This is a genomic window from Lysobacter sp. BMK333-48F3 (assembly GCF_019733395.1).
GTDB lineage: Bacteria > Pseudomonadota > Gammaproteobacteria > Xanthomonadales > Xanthomonadaceae > Lysobacter.
Window position 1 is genome coordinate 331,866 of sequence record NZ_JAIHOO010000001.1, and the last position, 21,736, is coordinate 353,601.

Annotated in this window: 21 protein-coding genes; 13 read left to right on the forward strand and 8 right to left on the reverse strand. The window is 68.4% G+C overall.

The features are described from left to right. Nucleotides 1-30: 30 nt before the first annotated feature. From ahcY to K4L06_RS01215, 3 genes are all read left to right on the forward strand, one after another. Nucleotides 31-1,476: an adenosylhomocysteinase gene (ahcY, locus tag K4L06_RS01205; RefSeq protein WP_221669657.1), complete on the forward strand. Its 1,446-nt coding sequence runs from the start codon at nucleotides 31-33 to the stop codon at nucleotides 1,474-1,476. Between the two features lie 162 nt (nucleotides 1,477-1,638). Further along, a complete protein-coding gene (locus K4L06_RS01210; protein WP_221669658.1) occupies nucleotides 1,639-2,085 on the forward strand; it encodes a hypothetical protein in 447 nt (148 codons plus the stop codon). A 331-nt stretch (nucleotides 2,086-2,416) separates the two neighbouring features. Further along, complete coding sequence (locus K4L06_RS01215) at nucleotides 2,417-2,809, forward strand: DUF1801 domain-containing protein (RefSeq protein ID WP_221669659.1); 393 nt, start codon at nucleotides 2,417-2,419, stop codon at nucleotides 2,807-2,809. A 27-nt stretch (nucleotides 2,810-2,836) separates the two neighbouring features. Here K4L06_RS01215 and K4L06_RS01220 read toward each other — a convergent pair whose 3' ends face one another. From K4L06_RS01220 to K4L06_RS01235, 4 genes are all read right to left on the reverse strand, one after another. Further along, the gene (locus K4L06_RS01220; protein WP_221669660.1) at nucleotides 2,837-4,330 is read right to left on the reverse strand and encodes an XVIPCD domain-containing protein; all 1,494 of its coding nucleotides are present in this window, start codon (nucleotides 4,328-4,330) and stop codon (nucleotides 2,837-2,839) included. A gap of 61 nt (nucleotides 4,331-4,391) precedes the next feature. Beyond that, complete coding sequence (locus K4L06_RS01225) at nucleotides 4,392-5,147, reverse strand: hypothetical protein (protein ID WP_221669661.1); 756 nt, start codon at nucleotides 5,145-5,147, stop codon at nucleotides 4,392-4,394. A gap of 112 nt (nucleotides 5,148-5,259) precedes the next feature. Continuing rightward, nucleotides 5,260-5,871 carry a hypothetical protein gene (locus K4L06_RS01230; RefSeq protein ID WP_221669662.1) on the reverse strand — a complete coding sequence of 204 codons (612 nt, stop codon included), beginning with the start codon at nucleotides 5,869-5,871 and terminating at the stop codon, nucleotides 5,260-5,262. Nucleotides 5,872-6,057: 186 nt separating this feature from the next. Next, on the reverse strand, nucleotides 6,058-6,750 hold the full coding sequence (locus tag K4L06_RS01235) for a GNAT family N-acetyltransferase (protein ID WP_221669663.1): 693 nt from the start codon (nucleotides 6,748-6,750) through the stop codon (nucleotides 6,058-6,060). 212 nt (nucleotides 6,751-6,962) lie between these two features. Between K4L06_RS01235 and metF the strand changes: the two genes are divergently transcribed. The 4 genes from metF to K4L06_RS01255 all read left to right on the forward strand — a co-directional run bounded on the left by metF (nucleotide 6,963) and on the right by K4L06_RS01255 (nucleotide 11,301). After that, nucleotides 6,963-7,787, forward strand: coding sequence for a methylenetetrahydrofolate reductase [NAD(P)H] (gene metF / locus K4L06_RS01240; protein ID WP_221669664.1), 825 nt, complete (start codon nucleotides 6,963-6,965; stop codon nucleotides 7,785-7,787). A gap of 262 nt (nucleotides 7,788-8,049) precedes the next feature. Continuing rightward, nucleotides 8,050-9,321 (forward strand): M12 family metallo-peptidase, encoded by a 1,272-nt coding sequence (locus tag K4L06_RS01245; protein WP_221669665.1) that lies wholly within the window; start codon nucleotides 8,050-8,052, stop codon nucleotides 9,319-9,321. A 163-nt stretch (nucleotides 9,322-9,484) separates the two neighbouring features. After that, complete coding sequence (locus K4L06_RS01250) at nucleotides 9,485-10,267, forward strand: hypothetical protein (RefSeq protein ID WP_221669666.1); 783 nt, start codon at nucleotides 9,485-9,487, stop codon at nucleotides 10,265-10,267. A gap of 119 nt (nucleotides 10,268-10,386) precedes the next feature. Beyond that, entirely contained in the window at nucleotides 10,387-11,301 is a 915-nt protein-coding gene (locus K4L06_RS01255) for a branched-chain amino acid transaminase (protein ID WP_221669667.1), read from the forward strand. A 166-nt stretch (nucleotides 11,302-11,467) separates the two neighbouring features. Here the strand turns inward: K4L06_RS01255 and K4L06_RS01260 are convergent, their stop codons facing one another. From K4L06_RS01260 to K4L06_RS01275, 4 genes are all read right to left on the reverse strand, one after another. Beyond that, nucleotides 11,468-12,796 carry a HAMP domain-containing sensor histidine kinase gene (locus K4L06_RS01260; protein ID WP_343225712.1) on the reverse strand — a complete coding sequence of 443 codons (1,329 nt, stop codon included), beginning with the start codon at nucleotides 12,794-12,796 and terminating at the stop codon, nucleotides 11,468-11,470. Between the two features lie 3 nt (nucleotides 12,797-12,799). Beyond that, complete coding sequence (locus K4L06_RS01265) at nucleotides 12,800-13,480, reverse strand: response regulator transcription factor (RefSeq protein ID WP_221669668.1); 681 nt, start codon at nucleotides 13,478-13,480, stop codon at nucleotides 12,800-12,802. 516 nt (nucleotides 13,481-13,996) lie between these two features. After that, nucleotides 13,997-14,905, reverse strand: coding sequence for a 30S ribosomal protein S6--L-glutamate ligase (gene rimK, locus K4L06_RS01270; protein WP_221669669.1), 909 nt, complete (start codon nucleotides 14,903-14,905; stop codon nucleotides 13,997-13,999). Between the two features lie 37 nt (nucleotides 14,906-14,942). Then, nucleotides 14,943-15,389 (reverse strand): RimK/LysX family protein, encoded by a 447-nt coding sequence (locus K4L06_RS01275; protein WP_221669670.1) that lies wholly within the window; start codon nucleotides 15,387-15,389, stop codon nucleotides 14,943-14,945. A gap of 621 nt (nucleotides 15,390-16,010) precedes the next feature. Here K4L06_RS01275 and K4L06_RS01280 point away from each other — a divergent pair. The 6 genes from K4L06_RS01280 (at nucleotide 16,011) to K4L06_RS01305 (ending at nucleotide 21,408) form a co-directional block, all read left to right on the forward strand. Beyond that, nucleotides 16,011-16,559, forward strand: a complete 549-nt coding sequence (locus K4L06_RS01280) for a cold shock domain-containing protein (RefSeq protein ID WP_221669671.1) — start codon at nucleotides 16,011-16,013, stop codon at nucleotides 16,557-16,559. A 299-nt stretch (nucleotides 16,560-16,858) separates the two neighbouring features. Further along, nucleotides 16,859-18,400, forward strand: a complete 1,542-nt coding sequence (locus tag K4L06_RS01285; protein ID WP_221669672.1) for a GH3 auxin-responsive promoter family protein — start codon at nucleotides 16,859-16,861, stop codon at nucleotides 18,398-18,400. After that, on the forward strand, nucleotides 18,397-19,062 hold the full coding sequence (locus K4L06_RS01290) for a hypothetical protein (protein WP_221669673.1): 666 nt from the start codon (nucleotides 18,397-18,399) through the stop codon (nucleotides 19,060-19,062). Before K4L06_RS01285 ends, K4L06_RS01290 begins: the two co-directional genes overlap by 4 nt. Further along, entirely contained in the window at nucleotides 19,062-19,634 is a 573-nt protein-coding gene (locus tag K4L06_RS01295; protein ID WP_221669674.1) for a hypothetical protein, read from the forward strand. Before K4L06_RS01290 ends, K4L06_RS01295 begins: the two co-directional genes overlap by 1 nt. Then, complete coding sequence (locus tag K4L06_RS01300) at nucleotides 19,631-20,737, forward strand: hypothetical protein (RefSeq protein WP_221669675.1); 1,107 nt, start codon at nucleotides 19,631-19,633, stop codon at nucleotides 20,735-20,737. The genes K4L06_RS01295 and K4L06_RS01300 overlap by 4 nt, the downstream gene beginning before the upstream one ends. Then, the gene (locus tag K4L06_RS01305) at nucleotides 20,725-21,408 is read left to right on the forward strand and encodes a DUF6182 family protein (protein WP_221669676.1); all 684 of its coding nucleotides are present in this window, start codon (nucleotides 20,725-20,727) and stop codon (nucleotides 21,406-21,408) included. Before K4L06_RS01300 ends, K4L06_RS01305 begins: the two co-directional genes overlap by 13 nt. Nucleotides 21,409-21,736 lie beyond the last annotated feature (328 nt).

The following is a 21,736-nucleotide window of genomic DNA, read 5'->3' on the forward strand; positions in this document are numbered from 1 at the left end:
CCGGCTCCCCAAAGAACTGGAGCACCCTCGATGAACGCAGTACCCAAGACCTTCTCGACCGAAGGCGACTACAAGGTCGCCGACATCTCCCTGGCCGACTGGGGCCGCAAGGAGCTGGACATCGCCGAGCACGAAATGCCGGGCCTGATGTCGATCCGCAAGAAGTACGCCGCCGCGCAGTCGCTCAAGGGCGTGCGCGTGACCGGCTCGCTGCACATGACCATCCAGACCGCAGTGCTGATCGAGACCCTGCGCGACCTCGGCGCCGACGTGCGCTGGGCCTCGTGCAACATCTTCTCGACCCAGGACCACGCCGCCGCGGCGATCGCCGCCAGCGGCACCCCGGTGTTCGCCTGGAAGGGCGAGACCCTGGAAGAGTACTGGGACTGCACCCTGGCCGCGCTGACCTTCCCGGGCAACGGCACCGACAAGTACCTCGGCCCGGAGCTGGTGGTCGACGACGGCGGCGACGTGACCCTGCTGATCCACAAGGGCTATGAGCTCGAGAAGGGCGACACCTGGGTCGACACCGCCTCGGGCAACCACGAAGAACAGGTGATCAAGAACCTGCTCAAGCGCGTCCACGCCGAGCGCCCGGGCTTCTGGCACACCGTCGTGCGCGACTGGAAGGGCGTCTCGGAAGAGACCACCACCGGCGTGCACCGCCTGTACCAGCTGGCCGAAGCCGGCACCCTGCTGGTCCCGGCGATCAACGTCAACGACTCGGTCACCAAGTCCAAGTTCGACAACCTGTACGGCTGCCGCGAGTCGCTGGCCGACGGCCTCAAGCGCGCGATGGACGTGATGCTGGCCGGCAAGGTCGCGGTGGTGTGTGGCTACGGCGACGTCGGCAAGGGCTCGGCCCACTCGCTGCGCGCCTACGGCGCCCGCGTCGTGGTCACCGAGATCGACCCGATCAACGCCCTGCAGGCGGCGATGGAAGGCTTCGAGGTCAACACCGTCGAGAGCACCCTCGGCCGCGGCGACATCTACGTCACCACCACCGGCAACAAGGACGTGCTGACCCTGGCCCACATGCAGGGCATGAAGGACCAGGCCATCGTCTGCAACATCGGCCACTTCGACAACGAGATCCAGGTCGACGCGCTCAACGCCTCCGGCGCCAAGCGCCTGAACATCAAGCCGCAGGTCGACAAGTACACCTTCGCCAACGGCAATTCGATCTTCCTGCTGGCCGAAGGCCGCCTGGTCAACCTCGGCTGCGCCACCGGCCACCCGAGCTTCGTGATGTCGAACTCGTTCTCCAACCAGACCCTGGCCCAGATCGACCTGTGGGCGAACAAGGACAGCTACGAGGCCAAGGTCTACATCCTGCCGAAGAAGCTCGACGAAGAAGTCGCGCGCCTGCACCTGGAGAAGATCGGCGTCAAGCTGACCACCCTGACCGACGACCAGGCCAAGTACCTGGGCGTCTCGGTCGACGGTCCGTACAAGCCGGATCACTACCGCTACTGATCGGCTTCGCCGCAAGGCGAAACGATGCGACGCAGAAACGGGCGCCCAGGCGCCCGTTTCTGTTTGCGCCTGCGCGGCGCCGGAATCGGATATCGTCGTCGAACCGCGGCTTTCGGGGCGACACGCTCGCCCCCGGGGCCGCCGCCGACGCCGGATGCGCCCATGACGCCCTTGCTCGTTCGTTTGCAGACCTACGCCCACGACCGCGACTACCTGCCGCATGCCGACCCGGCCGATGCCGACTCCGAGCGCATGCTCGACGGCTTCGAGCGCCACTACCCGCAACTGCGCGCGCATCGGCCGGGCAACGACGCCTACAGCCATCGGCTCGATATCCGCTTCGGCCCCGAAGCCCGCGCCGACATTCTGTTGCGCTTCGATCTGCGCGTGTTCGTCGTGCTCGCCTACCGGGTCGAAGGCGCGCTGCGCCACCTGGCGATCGACGACGACGAGCTGGAACTGCGCTGCGCGCCGTTGCTGGACGAGTTGCGCCGCCACGGTTTCAAACGGCTCGCCTTCGCCGATGCCTGCACCAGCCTGTCGCGGCGCATGCTGGCCCACGGCTTCATCGACGACACGGTGCTGGCTTACTTCTTCGAGAGTCTGTAGGCGGCGCGGCACCCCGGGGCCGCGAGGCGGTGTCCCGCCTGCTGCGCCTGGGCCCGGGCTTGCCCTGGCCTTGGCGTTTCAAGACAGCAACGGCAAATCCCCCCTGCCCCCCTTTTTCAAAGGGGGGAACGGCAAGAGCACGGCGCGCGTGGAGACCGAGGTAGGAGCGGCGCGAGCCGCGACCGCGAACCCGCAGGCGTACCGCAAGCCGCGTACCCGCGGACGTGCCGCAGGCCGCGGAAAGGTAGAGGCGCTCGTCCTACCTTGATCGACCCAGTCTGCGCGCCCAGAATCGCCTTGCCCCGCTCCGGGCGCGCCGACGAGACTGCCGATGAAGAAGTCCGTTCCTGCCGCCTCCCCCGACGCCTACGTCGCCGCGCTCGACGGTTGGCACCGGCCCCTGGTCGAAAGCCTGCGCCGCGCCACGTTGGGCGCCGGCACGCTCGACGAACGGATCAAATGGGGCCATCTGGTCTACTTCAGCAACGGCCCGGTGCTGCTGATCCGGGCCGAGGAAAAGCGCGTGCTGTTCGGCTTCTGGCGCGGCAAGCGCCTGGTCGGACTGGAACCGCGGCTCAAGCCCGGCGGCAAGTACGAACTGGCCACGATGGAGCTGCGGGAGGGCGACAAGATCGCACCTGCGCAGGCCAAGAAGTTGGTCAAGGCGGCGATCGAACTCAATCGCAGCGTCGGCGACCCGACTGCTATTTCAGGCGACGGCTGACGCAGCGACGCTCGCGGATCCGCCCGCTCAACCCAGGCTCGGCCCGCTGCGCTGCTGGCTCTGCGCGAGCGCGCGTTCGCGCTCCTGTTCCTGCGCGATGGCCTGGTTGGCAGCGGCGAGCTTCTGGTCGGATTGCTCGACCGGGGTGTTCAACGCTTGCTCAGCGGACACGCAGACGCGCTTGCTGGCCGGGTCGTCCAGCCGACCCTCGACCGCGAAGACATGGCCGTTGTGGCCCATCGCCACATGGTCCACCCGGGTCAGGGCATTGGCCGACAGCGACACCTCTCGGCCCGGATACATCTCGCGGTTGTCCTTGCATGCCGCCAGCAGGCAGCGGCTGATCCGCTCGCTGGCCTCGTCGTAGGGCTTGCCGATGCCGGCGTCGATCGTCCGCATGCCGCGGCGGATCTGCTCCAGCATCTCGTGGTCCGGATGCGCGGGCTGGCTCGGGTCGCGCGCCAACCGCCGGTCGTCGCCCCGCGCCGGCTCGGCGTCGCCGTATTGGCGAGGCAGCGTCCTGCCGTTGGCGACGTCCTCCTGGAACGCACGCGAGATCCGGCTCATGTCGTGGCGCTCGTTGGCGTCGGCGCCGATCGCCGCGCCCTTGGACAGATACTCCACCCACTTAGCGCCCGTCCCCAGCGTCCGGCCGAGCGTCTGATCGAACAGCGGCGTTTCGGCGATCGCGCCGCCGACCAGGCCCAACGCCCATTGCCCGTGCTCGAGCACGCCCTGGCGGCCGGCCAGGCTGGAGATGGACAGCTTGGGGCCGATATGGTCGCCGGTGCGGGCGGAGACGGCGCTGTTGTTGACGGTGTAGTTGAGCAGGCTGGCCTGCTGGACGGTGCCGTGTTCGTAGGCGGGGGCGCCGGGGGGAACGATGCCGTTTTTGTTGCACCAGTTTCTATAACCTTCCGATTCAAGGATGTTCTTCGCGCCTGGCGCATCGAAAGTGCGCCCGCCCCAGCCGAAGGTATGCGCGACGATCTGGGCGTGCGCGCCGCCGAGCGAATGGCCGGTTACTTCGATCTTATGATCGGCGCCGTACTTCCTGTGCATGGCCAAGGCATAGTTCAGTGCCGCTTCTATTTGTGTGTCCCAGTCCTTGCCGCCGCGGGACGAGTACCCTGCGACGGAGCGTTGCACATCGCCTAGTTGCTGCTCGGTGTGCTTGTTTTTGGGTCCGGGCAGCCCCACCGCACCCAGTAAATCGCCATCCGCCGCCAGTTGGATGTTGGGACCGGTCCAGTCCTGCCTTTCGTCGCTACCGCGAAACGCCAGCACGATGCGCCGCTCCGGATCGTTTTGTTTTTCGAAGGCGGCAACCGTTAATCCGTTTCCGCGGTCGTCCTCAAAGTTGTCTCGCTGGAGAGACTCCATCGCACCCAGCAGGGACCACCTTTCGGGAAGCTGATACTCGGCGCTTTTGCCGTCGCGCGCGGCCACCAAGTCGGCATGCTCGCCATAAACGGCGTCGGACAGCATCGCATACGCAGCATCTTCCTTGAGATCCAGCATTGCTCCTGGAAAAGTAGGAACCTTTGCATTCATATCACTGCGTCCTTGTTAGCCGATCTACTCACTCGGTCGGATCGCGTTCCTGGTCTAGATCGTAGAAATCGATTACCACGACTTTCTGACCGCGTTCAATTCGATGCACCCTTTTGAAATCAGCTTTCGTGGACGAGGTCGCCGGGCAAAAGAAACTGGGCGGCGTATCCGGGAAGCTCTTGTAGCTCTGGACCTTGCACGGGACGATGACCGGCGCATCAAGGGAATTCTGCTCGGTCGGACAACGCCTATGGTCTCCGGATCGCGGACTCAAGCTGCAGCCGGAGGCGTCGTACTCATCGTGGTAGAAGCTGCGCGCCTGGATGACCTGCTCGACGACGTCCATCTCCTCGTCGGGTTTGTCGGCTTGCCTGATCCCGGCATTGACCCGCCAGAGTATCCAGTTGCAAGGCCCCGGCAGATACTTGTCGATGACCAATTGAGCGGTGTACCGCCCCTTGGACCTCGCGATATCGAGTTCGTCCACCTGGTAGCTCAGCCCTGGTACCGTCATCGCTTCGGGTAGCTTGAAGCAGGCACTGTCCTTACTGTCGGCGATGTAGGCGGCATCCAGGACGATCTGCAAGGAATCCGGCACCCGCCCTTCGATGCGGACGATGTGCTTGGGATTCTTGTTGAGTACCCGGGTCACATCCTTGGCTTCGCTCGCCGCTTGTTTGCCTTGCGCAGGCGGCATCACGCCCCCGGGCGACTGGTAGCCCGCCAACGACGGCGCGAGCAGCAGCGATACAGCGAGAACGCAGTGGTTGATGCGTTGGCTCATGGAATCCGTCCGTTCATGCGATTCAGTGCCGCTGAAGTCCGGCGGCCGCCGGAATCATGTTGGTCCGGTCCGACGCCCTCCCGCAACTCCGGGCCCGGCCGCGATGCGGGGTTCATCGGCTTTGCGGCAGCGTTTCCAGGCTGGCCGGAGCAGGAATATCGCTCCAGGCCATCAAGGCCTGCTCCACCGTCGCCCCATTGGCCTGCAGCCAGACGCCGAAGTCCTGCGCGGCGGCCTCGCCGTAGTTGCGGTGGGCGTAGATCGCCATCACTCCGGTGCCGTCGACCAGCTTGAACCGCACGAACACCGTCTCGAGGAATCCCTGGCCCGGCAGCAGCGCGATCAGGAAGTGCTCGGCGGGCCGGCTGTCGGTGCGCGGCGTCGATCCGGTCTTGATGATCTTGCCGGCGGACTTGTATTGAGCCAGCAGGGATTCGGCCAGCGCGGCCAGCGTTTCACCGTCGCGGACCTCTTGCCGCGGCACCAGCGTGATCATGTCCCGCCAGGCGGACAGGTCTTCCTGCCCGGCGGGCGTGAACTCGTGCTGATTGCCCTTGGACCAGCGATGGGCGTAGCGAGCGCCATTGAAGGCGAGGCTCGACGGCGCTGGCGCCTGAGCGGCTTCGCGCTGCGGCTTGCGCGACTCGGCCAGTGCGGACGGCGAAACCGCGAACGCCACGACGGCGGCCAGCATCAGATGGAACGGTATGCGGGTGATCGACACTTTGCTCTCCTGTCGCGACGGCGACAGGACCAGTCTCGCCAACCCGCTGGCGGCTGTCCGTAGGAAAAGTCTGATTTTGCAGTGGACGTTCGTCTACGAAGCACACTTGTCGACGCGTCGACATCGTCGTTCGTTTCGCTCGCTTCCGCTTGCCGATCCGCCGTGTGCGCGACGCGCTCAGCTTGCCTATGCGCTGCGCCGCAACGCCCAGAACGGAATATCTCGCCGCAGTTCGAACCCATTGCGCTCGTACAAATCGATCGCGCGCGGGTTGTCGCGGCTGACGTGCAGGAATGGCACGCGGTCGCGGGCGTGGTTGTCGTTGGCCAGGAACACCAGCAGGCGGCGCGCGTAGCCGCGACCGACGAAGTCAGGATGGGTGCAGATCGCGCTGAGTTCGGTGTAGTCGTGAGTGCCCATGCGCTCGCCGGCCATCGCCGCCAGGCGGCCGTCGCAGTAGAGGCCGAAGTAACGCCCCAGCTCGGGCGTGCGCGGACGGAAATAGTGCGGATAGACCAGAGCGGTCAGCGCCAGGATGTCGCCGTGGTGTTCGGGGCCGAGTTCGACGATGCCGTCCGGGTCGGCCTCGCCGGCGACCGGCGCGGCGCAGAGCATCTGCGCCAGGTTGGCCAGGTGGCGCAGCTCCCAGCCCGGCGCGGCCGGCGGCGGCACGCCGAGCAACAACGCGGTGTCGTCGGCCGGAATCAGGGCGGCGAACGCGGCGCCGAGCGCGTCGGAATCGGCGCCGTCCGCAGCCACGCCCAGAAACGGCGCGACCTGGGCCGGGTAGCGCGCCGCCGGCTCGTGGCGCTGCGCCAACTGCAGATGCCGGCTCAGCAGCGACTGCCAGATCGGGTTGTCCAGGACGTGCGCGCTCATGCCGGGCCGGACGCTGGGAGGAATGAACCATCTATAGCGCAGCCGCGCCGCGGCCGCAGCCGACGCCGGACCCGCGGCCGGGACAGGCGCATGGACGGCGCCCCGTGCCGCCAGGCCCGCGGGCCGGAGATTTTCCCCGGCCGAACGCACAGTTTTATTTCATCGCGATAAAGAGATATTATCGGCCTCATCCTTCGCCGCGGCCCTCGCCCATGCTGCCGATCAGTTTCGAGTTCTACCCGCCCAAGACCGACGAACAGCGCGCGCAACTGGACAAGACCGCCGCCAAGCTCAAGCCCCACGCCCCGCACTACGTGTCCTGCACCTTCGGCGCCGGCGGCTCGACCCTGAGCTACACCCCCGAGACCATCCGCCGCCTGCGCCAGGAGCACCGGCTCGACGCCGCGCCGCATCTGTCCTGCGTCGGCGGCACGCGCGGCGAGATCCGCGAGCTGCTCGGCCTGTACCGCGAATTGGGCTGCAAGCGCCTGGTCACCTTGCGCGGCGACCTGCCCTCGGGCATGGCCAGCGCCGGCGACCTGCGCTACGCCAACGAACTGGTCGAATTCATCCGCGCCGAAACCGGCGACCACTTCCATATCGAAGTCGCGGCCTATCCGGAAACCCATCCGCAGGCGCGCGACGCGCTGTCGGACCTGGAGAACTTCAAGCGCAAGGTCCGCGCCGGCGCGAACGGCGCGATCACCCAGTACTTCTACAACCCCGATGCCTACTTCCGCTTCGTCGACGATGTGCGCGCGGCCGGAATCGATATCCCGATCGTGCCGGGGATCATGCCGATCTCCAATTTCAGCCAGCTGCGCCGCTTCTCCGACCTGTGCGGCGCCGAGATCCCGCGCTGGATCGGCCAACGCATGCAGGCCTATGGCGACGACGCCGACAGCATCCGCGAGTTCGGCGCCGACGTGGTCGCGCAGTTGTGCCGCCGGCTGGTCGAAGGCGGCGCGCCGGGCCTGCACTTCTACACCTTGAACCTGGCCAAGCCGACCCAGACCGTATTGGCGCGCCTGGCCTGAGCGCGCCGGCTTAATCGTTCAGCCACGGCGAAAGACAAGCGCAGCCGTCGCAGTTTCGTCTGACCCGGTACGGCCGTTCGTTCGAACTGCCAGCCCAGTTCTCAACCCGCATTTGCGGTCGGACAAGTTCGTTCTTGAGCCCTGCGACGCCGCGGCGGCTCACTGGGTGCAGGATGCATCGCCGCGACGAGCGATGCCCTCGCGACCGCCGCCGCGGCTCCGGCTGCGGCGAGCCGCGGTCCCTCAAAGGAGAGAACGCACCATGTCCGCACGCCACACGTCGTTGTCCCTCAGCGTCGCCGTCGTACTGTCCCTGGGCCTGGCCGGAGCCGCCGCCGCGGCCGAGCCCGCCCCGCTGTTCGGTTCCCCCGCCGCCAGCCTGGCCCGCAGCGTCGGCAGCGACTCCGCCTACCGCGCGGTCCAGGCCGAACGCGCCGCGGTCCGGGTCGACCTGGTCCGCGCCGACACCGCGCAGATCACCGAGACCCAGGACGAACTGCTGCTCAACCTCGCCCCCGGCGTCGTGCTCAAGGCGCACAAGCTGGAGGCCGAGCGCAAGGCCGACGGCGTGGTGATCTGGCAGGGCCTGGTCGGCGACCCGAACAAGCAACTCAAGCGCATCAACAGCTTCACCGGCGCCGAGCTGATCGACGATCCGGAAGAGTCGGCGATCATCGTCCGCAACGGCGACAAGATCGCCGGCACCGTGCGCAGCGGCGGCAAGCTGTACCGCATCGATCCGCTCAAGCACGGCGGCCACACCGTCAGCCTGATCGACGAATCGCGGCTGCCGCCGGACCACCCGGCCTCCGGCTACCGCGCCAAGCCCGTCGTGCCCTTCCTCAACGATCCCAACTTCGACGAGGCCGCCTTCAACCAGAAGGCGCCGTACACGGTGCGGGTGATGGTGGTCTACACCCAGGCCGCGGCCAACGCGGTCGGCGACACCCTGGCCAAGGCCAACCTGGCGATCACCGAGAGCAACCAGAGCTTCGCCAACAGCGCGGTCAACGTGCGCTTCCAGCTCGCCGGCCAGTACACCAGCAGCTACGTCAGCGCCGGCTTCGACAGCGACCTGAGCCGCTTCCGCGGCACCAGCGACGGCTACCTCGACAGCTACCACACCACCCGCAACACCATCACCGCCGACGTCAACGTGTTGATCATCACCGACAACGCGTACTGCGGCCTGGGCTATCTGAACTCGAACGCGGCCAGCGCCTTCAGCGTGGTCAGCCACAGCTGCATGACCGGCTACTACAGCTTCGCCCACGAGATCGGCCACAACTTCGGCGCCCACCACGATCCCAACAGCGGCACCAACACCGTCTACCCCTACGGCCACGGCTATTGGGCGCCGAACAAGACCTGGCGCACCATCATGGCCTACAACTGCGGCTCGAACTGCCCGCGCCTGAAGTATTGGTCGAACCCCAACATCACCTACAACGGCGTGCCGATGGGCACCGCGGCGAAGAGCAACAACGCCCGCGTGCTCAACGAACGCGCCGCGACGGTGGCGGCGTTCCGCTGAGCCCCGGCGCAGGCGGCGCTCGCGCGCGCCGCCTGCGCAATCGTTCCGCACAGACCGGAGCCGGTGCCGCACAGGCGACGGCGCCCGTCGCCTGCGGCGGCTACCGCACCATTCCTGTATGGGCGCACTGTCCCCCGGACGCGCGCGGCGCTAGGCTGGGCGGATGCCTTGGTACGCCCGCTCCCGATCCGATCTGCGCCTGTCGCTGCCGCTGTCCGCGCTTGCCGCCGTCGCGTCCGTCGCCGCCGCGCTCCACTGCGCGCCGGCCGCGGCGCAGATCCGCCGTTGCACCGATGCGCACGGCAATTCGGTCTATACCGACCGCGAATGCAGCGCGGTCGGCGGCGTCGACCGGCTGCCGCGCGGCGCCGCCCAGACGCAGAGTCCGGCCCAGAGCGGCGGCGGCTGCGCGCGCAACCTGCGCGATCTGGTCGGCCAGATCACCCAGGCCATCGACGCCCAGGACGGCAATCGACTGGCCGCGGTCTACCACTGGACCGGAATGTCCGACGACCAGGCTTATGCGGTGATGCAGCGGCTGGACGCGATCGCGCACCGGCCGCTGCTCGACATCGCCCCGGTGCTGCCGGCCGCGCCTGCGTCGCCGCCGCCGGAACCGGGCGCCTGGACCACCCTGCCGCCGCCGGCGCCGAACGCCGCCACCGCGCCGCTGCCGCCCGTGGAGCCGCCCGCGCCTGCCCTGGCCAGCCCGCTGGGCCGCCCCAGCGGCGCCGCTGCGGCCGAGGCCGAAGGCGAGGCCGCGCAGGCCGAGCCCGCCGTCGCGGGCGCCGGCACGGCCAGCGCCGCGGCCGCGGTCGCCGCGACGCCGCGCCGGCGCGCGCCGGTCGGCCTGCGCCTGGAGCAGACCCTGGGCAACGGCATCACCCCGTCGCGCACCGTGTTCGGCCTGACCCGGCACTTCGGCTGCTGGTGGATCAAGGGCTGAACCCGCCTGCGACCGACTCGGCACGCACCGGCACCGCACACAGACTGGCCCGTACGTTGGGCCTGCGCACGCGCGCAGGGCACAATAGGAGGTTCTCCACCCCACGACGGAAGCCGACGATGCAATACCCCGAATGGATCTGGCACAACGGCGCGATCAAGCGCTGGGCCGAAGCGACCACCCACGTCATGTCGCACGCGCTGCATTACGGCTCGTCCGTATTCGAGGGCATCCGCACCTACGACACGCCGCAGGGGCCGATCATCTTCCGCCTCACCGACCACAACCGGCGCCTGTACGCCTCGGCCAAGATCTACGACATGGCCGTGCCCTACTCGCTGGAACAGATCAACCAGGCCTGCCATGAAGTGATCAAGGCCAACGGCCACAGCACCGACTACCTGCGTCCGGTCGCCTACCGCGGCCTCGGCGGTTTCGGCCTGTCCGCCGACACCCCGACCGACGTCGCCGTGGCGACCTGGAAGATGGGCCAGTACCTCGGCCCGAGCGTGCTCGAGGAAGGCATCGACGCCTGCGTGTCGAGCTGGCAGCGCTTCGCGCCCAACACCATCCCGGCCGGCGCCAAGGCCGGCGGCAACTACCTGTCCGGCCAGTTGGTCGCGCGCGAAGCGCGCCGCCTGGGCTTCGGCGAAGGCATCGCCCTGGCCTCGACCGGCCTGCTCTCGGAAGGCGCGGGCGAAAACCTGTTCCTGGTCTTCGACGGCGCCCTGCACACCACCCCGGTCAGCGCGGCCCTGCTCAACGGCATCACCCGCAACACCATCATCACCCTGGCCCGCGACGCCGGCATCGAAGTGATCGAACGCGACCTGCCGCGCGAGTACCTGTACCTGTGCGACGAGCTGTTCATGTGCGGCACCGCCGCCGAGATCACCCCGATCCGCTCGGTCGACGGCCGCCAGGTCGGCAGCGGCCGCCGCGGCCCGGTCACCGAACGCATCCAGGAGCTGTTCTTCGGCCTGTTCAACGGCAAGACGGCCGACAAGTACGGGTGGCTGGAACCGGTGGCTTAAGAGCCGGGAATGGGGAATGGGGAATAGGGAATCGTAGAAGCGGTTCGTCCTGTCCTGCTGATCCTGCGCCCCCCCGTACCAAACAAGAACGCCCGGCTCCTCGAAGCCGGGCGTTCTGCTTTTAGCTCTAAGCCTTTACCTATTCCCGATTCCCGATTCCCAGCCCTCAGAACGTCAACGTCGCCACCACCCCGCGCGCTTCGCCCGGCTTCACCCGCACGTCCCAGCCGTACAGGGCGCACAGGCGGCGGACGATCGACAGGCCGATGCCGCCGCCCTGGGAATGGCCGGCGTGGGTGCCGCGGTAGCCGCGCTCGAACAGCTTGGCCGCGTCTTCGGCGCTGAGGCCGGGGCCGGAGTCGATCACCTCGACCGAGTCGGGGTGCAGGCGCACCACCACCTCGCCCTCGGTGGTGTACTTGACCGCGTTGCCGATCAGGTTGCCCAGCGCCACCGCCACCGCCGCCTCGGGCGCGTCGACCACCAGCCCGCGCTCGCCCTCGATGCGCAGCGCCAGCGGCTTGCCGCCGAGCTGGGCGCGGTGGGCGTCGAGCAGTTGTTCGGACAGCTTGGCGATGTCGGTCGAGCCGTGGCCGCGCTCGTTGCGCGACAGCAGCAACAGGGCGCTGATCAGGTCGGTGCACTGCTGCTCGGCGCGCTGGATACGCAATAGTCGGTTGCGAGTCTTGTCCTCCAGGTCCGGCCGCGACAGCAGCAGTTCGACCGCGCCCTTGATCACCGCCAGCGGGGTGCGCAGCTCGTGGCTGACGTCGGCGTTGAACTCGCGGTCGCGCTGGACCACGTTGGTCAGGCGCTCGGCGTAGTCGTCCAGCGCCTCGGCCAGCTGGCCGACCTCGTCGTCGGGGAAGTGCGCGGCCAGGGCTTCGGACTGGGCGCTGCGGCCGGAACGCTTGAGCCGGTTGGCCAGTTCCGACACCGGGCTCATGACCCGCGAGGCCGCCCACCAGCCGACCAGCAGCGAGAACAGGGTGAACACCAGCACCGACAGGTACAGGGCGCGGTTGAACTGGGCCTCGCCCCGGCTCGCCTGAGTCATGTCGTAGGCGAGGAAGAACCACTCGGTCGGCGTCTTGCGCACCCCGAGCTTGTACGAGAACGGGCTGCCGTCCGGGTCCTTGCCCTGGATGTTGTGGATGCCGTCGGGCAGCGCGTACCAGTCGGGCTGCTCGACCCGCAGCTGTTCGAAGCGGTCGCTTTTGACCACCCGCGCGCGGGTCTGCTGGAACGGAACCTGCGGATTGGAATCCGGCGCCAGGTAGAACTGGCGCGCGTACTCGTCGATATTGCGGTTCATCACGTCCTCGACCAGCTGGTTCTCGACCCGGGTGCGGGTCCAGTTGGTCGCGAACGCGAACATCGTGGTCAGGCCGAAGCCCAACAGCACGAACGACAGGATGATGCGGCTGCGCAGGCGCCGCCGGAAGCGCTTCTTCTTTCTCAGCCGCGCGCTCGCGGCGGGTTCGCCTGAGGCCACGCGTCAACCGTTGTCCGGAGCGGCGATCCGGTAGCCGATGCCATGGCGGGTCTGGATCAGCGGCGTGTCGAAGGGCTTGTCGACCACCGCGCGCAGGCCGTGGATGTGCACGCGCAGGCTGTCGGAGTCGGGCAGTTCCTCGCCCCAGACCCGGGTTTCCAGTTCCTGGCGGGTGACCACCGCCGGCGAGGCCTCCATCAGCGCCTGCAGGATTTTCAGCGCGGTCGGGTTGAGCTGCAGCAGCTTGCCCTGGCGCCGCACTTCCAGCGTGTCCAGGTTGTATTCCAGGTCGGCGGCGTTGAGCACCCGGGTCTGCACGCCGCGGCCGCGGCGCGACAGCGCGTTGAGGCGGACTTCCACTTCCTGCAGCGCGAACGGCTTGATCAGGTAATCGTCGGCGCCGGAATCGAAACCGGCCAGCTTGTTGTCGAGGCTGTCACGCGCGGTCAGCATCAGCACCGGGGTCTGCTTACGCGCTTCGTTGCGCAGCTTGCGGCAGACCTCCAGGCCGTCGATCCCGGGCAGGTTCAGATCGAGGACGATGGCGTCGAAATCGTGCACCACCGCCAGGTGCAGGCCGGTGATGCCGTCGGCGGCGAAGTCCACGGTATGCCCGCGGTCTTCGAGAAAGTCGCCGAGGTTGGCGGCGATGTCCTGGTTGTCTTCGATCACAAGTATGCGCATGGGCTCGTCCCAGTGGGTTGGCGTTCGACCGCGGCCGCACGCCCGGGTTCCGTAGGCGTCGCGCGCGAGGCCGCGACGGCAAGCGAAGGATGATGCCAGAGCGTTTGTAAAATGAACGGGAAACGCCCCGCCCCCATCCGCCGGAAGTCACCCCGGCGTTCATCCCGAATCCCCAATCGCGGCCCAAAAAACAAAGGCCCAGACGCGGGGCCACCGCGCCTGGGCCAAAAGGGTATTGCCCCGATTACCGTAACCTGCTTCGACCAGATACGTCTGACGAGGAGCGTGATTTGGTGGAGCTGCAGTGCTTCGGTCCGGGTAACGCTACGCGGATTTCGATTAAACGGTCGTTAAAGATCGCGTTAAAAGCAAGTTAAATGCAACTTGAAATTGGCCGAGGCCCGGCCCAGCCCTTCCGCGCCGGGGCGCTGCCGTTCGGCGGAGCGCCGACAGATGACCTGCCAGGCTTGCCATTGACGAGGATCGGGCAAGGCCCCGGCCTGGCCGGGGCCCTGTTCAGCGTCGCACCGCAGCGCGGCGGGGGGCCTTTTCGCGCAGCCGGCCGGCCACGTACTGGACGATTTCCCCGGCCACGTCGACCCCGCTGGCCTCCTCGATGCCCTCCAGGCCCGGCGAGGAATTGACCTCCAGCACCAGCGGGCCGCGGGCCGAGCGGATCAGGTCCACGCCGGCCACCCCCAGTCCCAGCACCCGCGCGGCGCGGATCGCCACCTCCTGCTCGGCGGCGCTGGCGCGCACGCCCTTGGCGCTGCCGCCGCGGTGCAGGTTGGAGCGGAAATCGCCCTTCGGCGCCTGCCGCTTCATCGCCGCCACCACCTTACCGCCGACCACGAAGCAACGCAGGTCCGCGCCCTTGGCCTCGGCGACGAACTCCTGCACCAGGAAATTCGCGTACAGCCCGCGCAGGGCCTCGATCACGCCCTTGGACGCCGACAGCTTCTCGGTCAGCATCACCCCGGCGCCCTGGGTGCCCTCGTTGAGCTTGATCACGTGCGGCGGCGGGCCGAGCATCGACAGCAGGTCGGCGGTGTCGTCGGGGTTGTCGCCGAACACCGTCGCCGGCAGGCCGATGCCCTCGGCGGCCAGCAGCTGGTGGCTGCGCAGCTTGTCGCGCGCGCGCAGGATCGCGTCGGAGCTGTTCGGGCTGTAGGTCTCCATCAGCTCGAACTGGCGCAGCACCGCCGAACCGTAGCGGGTGATCGAGGCGCCGATGCGCGGGATCACCGCATGGTAACCGGCGATCTCGCGGCCCTTGTAGTGCATCTGGAACCCGTCCGAAGCGATGCGCATGTAGCAGCGCAGAGGGTCGAGCACGCGCACGCTGTGGCCGTGCTCGCGCGCGGCCTCGACCAGGCGGCGGGTCGAATAGAGCTTGGTGTTGCGCGACAGGATCGCAAGCTTCATCGGGCGGGATTCGCGGAGAGAGGGTGGGAACGCGCGCTCAGACGCTGGACGCGCGGCGGCGCAGCCGACCGTGCAGGAACGAGCGCGCCGGGTCGACCGTGAACGCGCCGATGACCGCGGTGCGGCCGAGCAGGATCGGGAAGCGCATGCCGCGACGATCCGCCAGGTTTATTTCAATTTCGCGTTCGGTGCCGGCCAGGCTCAGCACAGTACGAATGAACAGGCGCCGGGTGCGATGGCCGCCGGAGTCGGTGACCCAGCGCTCGTCGAACACCGGTGCGGCGGCCTCGACCAGGGCGCTGCCGCGACGCGGGCGCAGGCGGAACCCGACCCAGGGCGCGCCGGCCTCGACATAGCTCCAGTGCGACTCCACGTGCAGCGCCGAGCTGCGCGCGCCGGTGTCGATCTTGGCCCGCATCGCGGCGATGCCCAGGCCCGGCAAAGCGGCCAGCTCGCGCCAGCCGAGGACGATCATCGATGACATCGAACCTCCGCTGCAGAGCGAGCGCGACCGAATGGGAACCCTCGGACGATGGCGCTTGGACCGCGGACGGCCGGCGTCGTTCCATCGCGCCGCAAGGCGACAAAAAAAGCGACCTCATGGTCGCCCTCTGGGAGTCCGTTCCGTCGCGACCGGCGCCGCCGCCAGGGCGGCCGCGCCACGTCCCGGAACGGACCGGGCGCGCAGTCTAGCGTGCGTCCCGCGTCAGGTCGATGTGCGCCGCATCGCCGCCTCGACCGCCTCCCGGCACGACAGTGCTCGCCCCGGCATTAGCAAGGCGTGAGCGCAGGTGAGCGGTCCCCGGGACGGAGGGCGTTAAGCCGCCCGATAGCCATCGCCTCCCTCCATCGACCGGTCGGCTTGACGCCCTCCGTCCCTTCCGCAACCCGCCCGGCTTCGCTTGCGGCTACGGTGCCGGTCGGTATCGCGAGCCGGCGACACCCCGGCGCCGGCAACTGCCCAAGAGACCCCGCCGCCGCGGCGAGCGCGATTTCGCCGACGCCAACACCCAGCACCCGCAGCGGGGCGGCAAGCGCCCCGGCGTGGCCTGCGCCGGCGGCAAATATCGTTGGGGTCCGATACGGGTGCATGGACGGACGGTGGATGGCTAGGGGCGATCGGGTGTCGGGCACCTTGGTGCGCTGGAACGACGAGCGCGGCTTCGGCTTCCTCGCGCCGGACGACGGCGGGCCGCAGGTGTTCCTGCACATCTCCGCCCTCGCCGCCGACAGTCCGCGGCCCCTGCTCAACGAACGCTTCAGCTTCGACACGGTCGTCGACCGGCATGGCAAGCTCAGCGCAGCGCAGGTGCGCAGGCCCCACGAATCGGCCCGCGCAACCGCCAGGCCGCACAAGCGCCGCCCGCGCGCGGGTTCGGAAGGCTTTCCCTGGAGCGGCGCCCTGCTCGTGCTGATCGCGATCGGCGGCGCCGGCTGGTACGCGCGCGACCGCCTCGCCAAGCCTTCGTTCGCGCATGCGCAGCCGACGATCGGATCGCGGCCGGCCCGCGCCGACTACGCCTGCGACGGCCGCACCCATTGCAGCCAGATGCGGTCCTGCGCCGAAGCCCGCTACTTCCTCGCCCATTGCCCGAACGTCCAGATGGACGGCAACGGCGATGGCGATCCGTGCGAGCAGCAATGGTGCAACTAGGGCAACGGACCGACGCAGAAAAGTCGCGCGATGGACGATTTCGAGCGGCGAGCGCCGTTCGATCCGAGCTATCGCGGCAATGCGCGCGCGACGCGCGTCGTCGCACTGCGGTGAGACCGGGCGTGACTCCGATTCCGGAAAGGACTTGTGCCGATCCATAGACAGAATTCGAAACGCCAGCGTCGTTCAAAAAACCAAACAAACGTTGCTCGTATAGTGCGGCCGGCACTGCGTCACGCAGATTCCGGGCGCTTGCGCAACGACCGCAAGACTCCTTCATGAGGGCAGGAAGCACTGTCATGGGCATCGGGCAAGGCCAGCAACACTACGCCGACTTCATCGGCGGCTTGGACACCGCAACGCGCACCCAGGACGAGGTGCTGTCGCGCCTCATCGCGCGCGGACGCGACACCGCCTTCGGCCGCGAACACGGCTTCGACCGCATCGACAGCCTGGCCGACTTCCAGCGCCGGGTGCCGTTGCGCGACTACGAACAGCTGCGTCCCTATGTCGACCGGATCGTCGCCGGCGAGCGCGACGTGCTGTTCGCCGGCGACGTGTTCCGCTTCATCTCCAGCAGCGGCAGCACCGCCGGCAAGGCCAAAGTGCTGCCCCTGCCGCGCGCCTACTTCGCCGAGGCGTTCAATCCGTTCTACCTGACCTATCTGGAAGGCGCGATGCGCGCCCATCCGGGGTTCGCGGCCAGCCGCGACCGCACGGTCAACTTCAAGTGGGACCCGCTGCGCGACACCTCGGTGCTGGCCAGCGGCGCGCCGCACGTCGGCCTGAGCCAGGTCAACCTGGCCAACGAATTCGGCAGCGCGGCCTTGCTGGAACCGGGCACGCAAGGCCCCTGGGCCACGGTGCCGGCGGACATCCCGGCCGACCTGGATCGGCTCTACTTCCGCCTGCGGATGGCCGCGGGCCACGACATCCGCCAATTCATCGGCATCAACCCGGCGATCCTGGCGGCGATACCGCAGCTGCTCGACGCCAATGCCGAGCGCCTGTTCGCCGACCTCGCCGACGGCAGCTTCGCCGGCCGCCCGGTCGCCGAGCCCGATCCCGCGCTGGCCGAGCGGCTGGCGGCGCGCCGCGCCGCGCGCGGCCGCCTGCTGCCGGCCGACGTGTGGCCGCAGGTCGAGCGCCTGCTGTGCTGGGACGAAGGCATCGCCGGGATCTACCTGCAACAAGTGGTCGCCGACTACGGCGCCGACGTCGCCGTGCTTCCGGCGCCGCTGGCCGCCTCCGAAGTGCCGCTGGCCATGCACCTGCTGGCCGACGGCCTGCGCGGAGTGATGGCCTACAACGCCGCGTTCTTCGAGTTCCTCGACGTCCAGGCCGGCGACTCGCAGACGCCGTTGCGGCTGCACGAGCTGCGCGAAGGCGGCAGCTACGCGGTGGTGGCGACCCAGGCCGCGGGCTTCTGCCGCTACGTGCTCGGCGACCTGCTGGAAGTGACCGGACGCGCCGGCAGCGTGCCCACGGTGGCCTATGCCGGGCGCCTGACCCAGTCCGCGGCGGTGCCCGAGTCGGCCCTGCTGCGCTTCATGCGCCGCTACAACGACGAGTACGACCTGCGTCTGCGCAACTTCACCTTCGTACCCGCGGCGCAGGGCGTGCTCGACCTGCTGGTGGCCTGCAACGACACCCAGCCGGTCGATATCCGCGAGGAAACCTTGCGCCAGGCCTATGCCGCGGACGCGGCGATGGCCGGCACCCGCCTGGGCGAGGTGCGGCAAGTGCCGCCGGCCTACTTCACCCAGCAATGGTGCGACCGCGTCGCCGCCGGCCTGCGTCCGCCGCAGGTGAAGGACCGCATCGTGAGTCCGCTGCGATGATCGGCTTCGTCCTCGCCATCCTCGGCTGCTTCCTGCTCGGCGACCTGGTGCGCCGCTTCGGCGCGCCGGCCGAAGTCTCGCGCAAGTCGGTGCACGTCAGCAGTTGCCTGGTCATCGCGGCTTTCCCGCTGTTCGGCATCGGCTACCGCGATCTGTTCTGGATCGCCGCCGGCAGTTTCGCCGCGATCGCCCTGTTGCGCGGCACCGTGCTGCTGCGCTCGATCATGGGCGTGGAGCGCAAGTCCTACGGCGATCTGCTGCTGCCGCTGTCGCTGATGGTGGCGACCTCGATCGACCTGTCCTACCCCGCCTTCGTCGCCGCCTACCTGGTGCTGGGCATTTCCGACGCCCTGGCCGGGGTGATCGGCGAAGCCTACGGCCGCCGCCGCTACACCTTGTTCGGCCACGCCAAGTCGTACGCCGGCAGCGCGGCGTTCTTCCTGTCGGGGCTGGCCATCCTGGTGCCGGCCGGCGTGTGGATGGGCCTGCCGGCCACGACCGCCGTGCTGGTCGCCGTGGCGCTGGGCGCCGCGCTGACCCTGATCGAGGCGTTCTCGCACCAGGGCACCGACAACCTGTTCCTGCCGCTGATCGCGGCGATTTCCCTGCAGACGCTGTTGTCCCTGCCACTCCAGGATGCGGCGGTGCGCGCGAGTACATGATGGCCAAGATTCTGGTGGTGATCGGCCCTTCCGGGGTCGGAAAAAGCACCCTGTTCGGACCGCTGCGCCGGGAGGGGCTGGTCCAGCTGGTGCCGACCTGGACCACGCGCAAGCCGCGCCATTACGAAGACCCGGCCAACGCCGACCATGTCTTCGTCGACGACGAGGAGTTCAGCGCGCGCGAACGGGACGGTTTCTTCCTCGAAACCGCGCAGCTGTTCGGCCTGCAGGCGCGCTACGGCTTGCCCCGCCAGGCCCTGCAGAGCGACGGCGGGCGCATCCGCGTGCTGATGATGCGGGCGATGCTGGTGCAGCGCCTGTCGCGCTACTTTCCGACCCATGTGGTCTACCAGGTCGAAGCGCCGCGCGCGCGGGTCGAGGCGCACCTGCGCACGCGCCTGGAACGCGACGGCGACATCGGCTCGCGCCTGGCCGGCTTCGAGGACGAACTGCAGATGGGCCGGCCGCTGGCCCAGCGCATCGTCGACAACAGCCAGGCGCCGGCGCTGGCCCAGGCGCAGCTGCGCGCCTGGTTGCGCGAAGACTTCGCCGAGAGCGGCATGACCGCATGAGCACGCTGTACGCGCCGGTCGGCATCACCCCCACCAAGCCGCTCACGCCCTCGCATCTCAAGGGCGCCTTGCTGCTGGACTTCATGCGCCGCTTCGAAGGCTTGTTCACCCCCGGCGCGATCTGGCACAACCGCCGCCCCTGGGACATCTCGCTGCAGACCATCCGTTTCTGGGACTACCTCGACCGCGAACAGGCCGGCACCGACTTCGAAGCGATGAGCGAGGGCGAGATCGGCGCGCTGTACGTGGAATGCCACCGCAGCGGCCCGCTGCCATCGGCCGAACGCATCGCCGCCTACGCGCGCCGGATCGAGAACGAAGGCTATGTGCATGCCGCTTCGCGCCGCATCCTGGCGCTTTGGGGCCGGGTCTTCGTCACCCTCGGGCTGGCCCCCGACGCCCTGTTCCACTCGGTGCCCTTCGGCCTCGACCAGGACGCCGTGCTGGCGCGACTGCAGGCCCAGGACCTGCTGCTGGACCAGCGCCGCTTCGGCGGCGGCGTCTACCTCGACCTCACCGACCAAGGACGCCCGTTGCGGGTGCTGATCTCGGAACAAGGCCTGCCCAACTACCTGCTGGCGATCCTGCGCGACCTGCTCGACCGCGCACCACAGCACGACCAGGTCTGCCTGTACCACGACGCCAACATCGAGCGCGACTACGAAACTCTGCTGCAGGTGCTGCAGCGCTTCGGCCTGTCCTGCCGCCGGGTCGGCTTCAGCCGCGTGCCGGTCGAAGGCCTGGTGCTCAGCGCCAAACAAGGCGGCTGGGAGCAATACACCGGCGCGCGCCTGCTCGAACGCGTCGCCGGCGGCGCCAGCGACGGCGAAATCCGCCTCGGCTTCCGCCTCTACTTCCTGCATGCGCTGGGCCTGCGCGAACCCGCCAACTACTCCGACGCCGGCCTGGGCCAAAGCCTGGAACGCGCGCGCCGGTTGCTCGCCGCCCACCAGCCGGCGCCGCTCACCGCCGCCGACCAGGCCGCGCTGGCGAAACTGATCAAGCGCGACGGCAGCGCCAACGTCTACGGCGCGCTGTCGGTACTGGAACAGAAGAAAGCCGGCCCCGGCCTGCGCCACGCGGTGATGCAATGTCTGCTGTGACGACCCCGACCGCGACCATGCCGAACGACCTCGATCCTCTGCACGAAACCCTGATGCAGCGGCGGCTGGACGCGGTTGCCCGCGCCGGCGAACACGCCGCCACCCGCCGTACCCTGTTCGTGGTCGTCCGCGAACCCGACCTCCCCGCCCTCGCGCGAGGCCTCGCCCGGGTCATCGCCGACATGCCCGGCGACGACCGCCAAGCCTGGCTGGCCAACTTCACCAAGGTCCGCCTGTTCGCCGGCCACCCCGGCCGCGCCGCCGTCGCCCCGTTGCTGAGCCAGATCGAAGCCGACGCCCTCGGCTTCGCCCTGATCGACGCCGAAGCCCGCCACCCGCGCCTGGCCGATCTGTTGGTGCCGCTGAAGACCCGTACCGGGCCTGCGCCCGACACCGAGATCGAGCTGATCTGGGACGAAGGCGAAGCTTGCTGGGAACTGGAGATCGACGTCAGCGGCCTGGATTGGCCGCGTTATCTGGTGCATGTTCTGCACCTGCTGGCCGAGGCGGCGATCGGGGATCCTAGTTTCGGCGGACGGATCAGGCTGATGCATCGCAGCGCTGCGCCGGTTTGTACCGAGGGTGTGGTGCAACTGCGCTTGGACTTGGATGAGTCGCCGCCGACTTGTCGAGCGGTGCTGCGGCCCGGAGCGGTGGCGAATCAATTTTGAAGCACGGCCTGCTAATGGAAGTTCGCTCGCGCGCAGCTTCATTAAACGCAAGCATCGATGAAGCGATAGACGAAAAGTCGAGCAGTCCTTGTGTCTGGCCTGATGCGAAGCGCGTCGAATGTGTCACCCGACACGAACGTCGATCAACGCCATTCTGGCGCCCTACTCTGCCCGTCCGCTTGACTGGCCGCGAAAAAACGGCCTTGATGCGGAGGTCGGAGCCACTCGCCGTCCGCGCGTCCTGATTGCGTACCGGGCGCTCGCGAAAACAGGACATTGCATGGCACGGAAGACCCCCAACTCTATACCCGTCTTCTCGACCACCTAC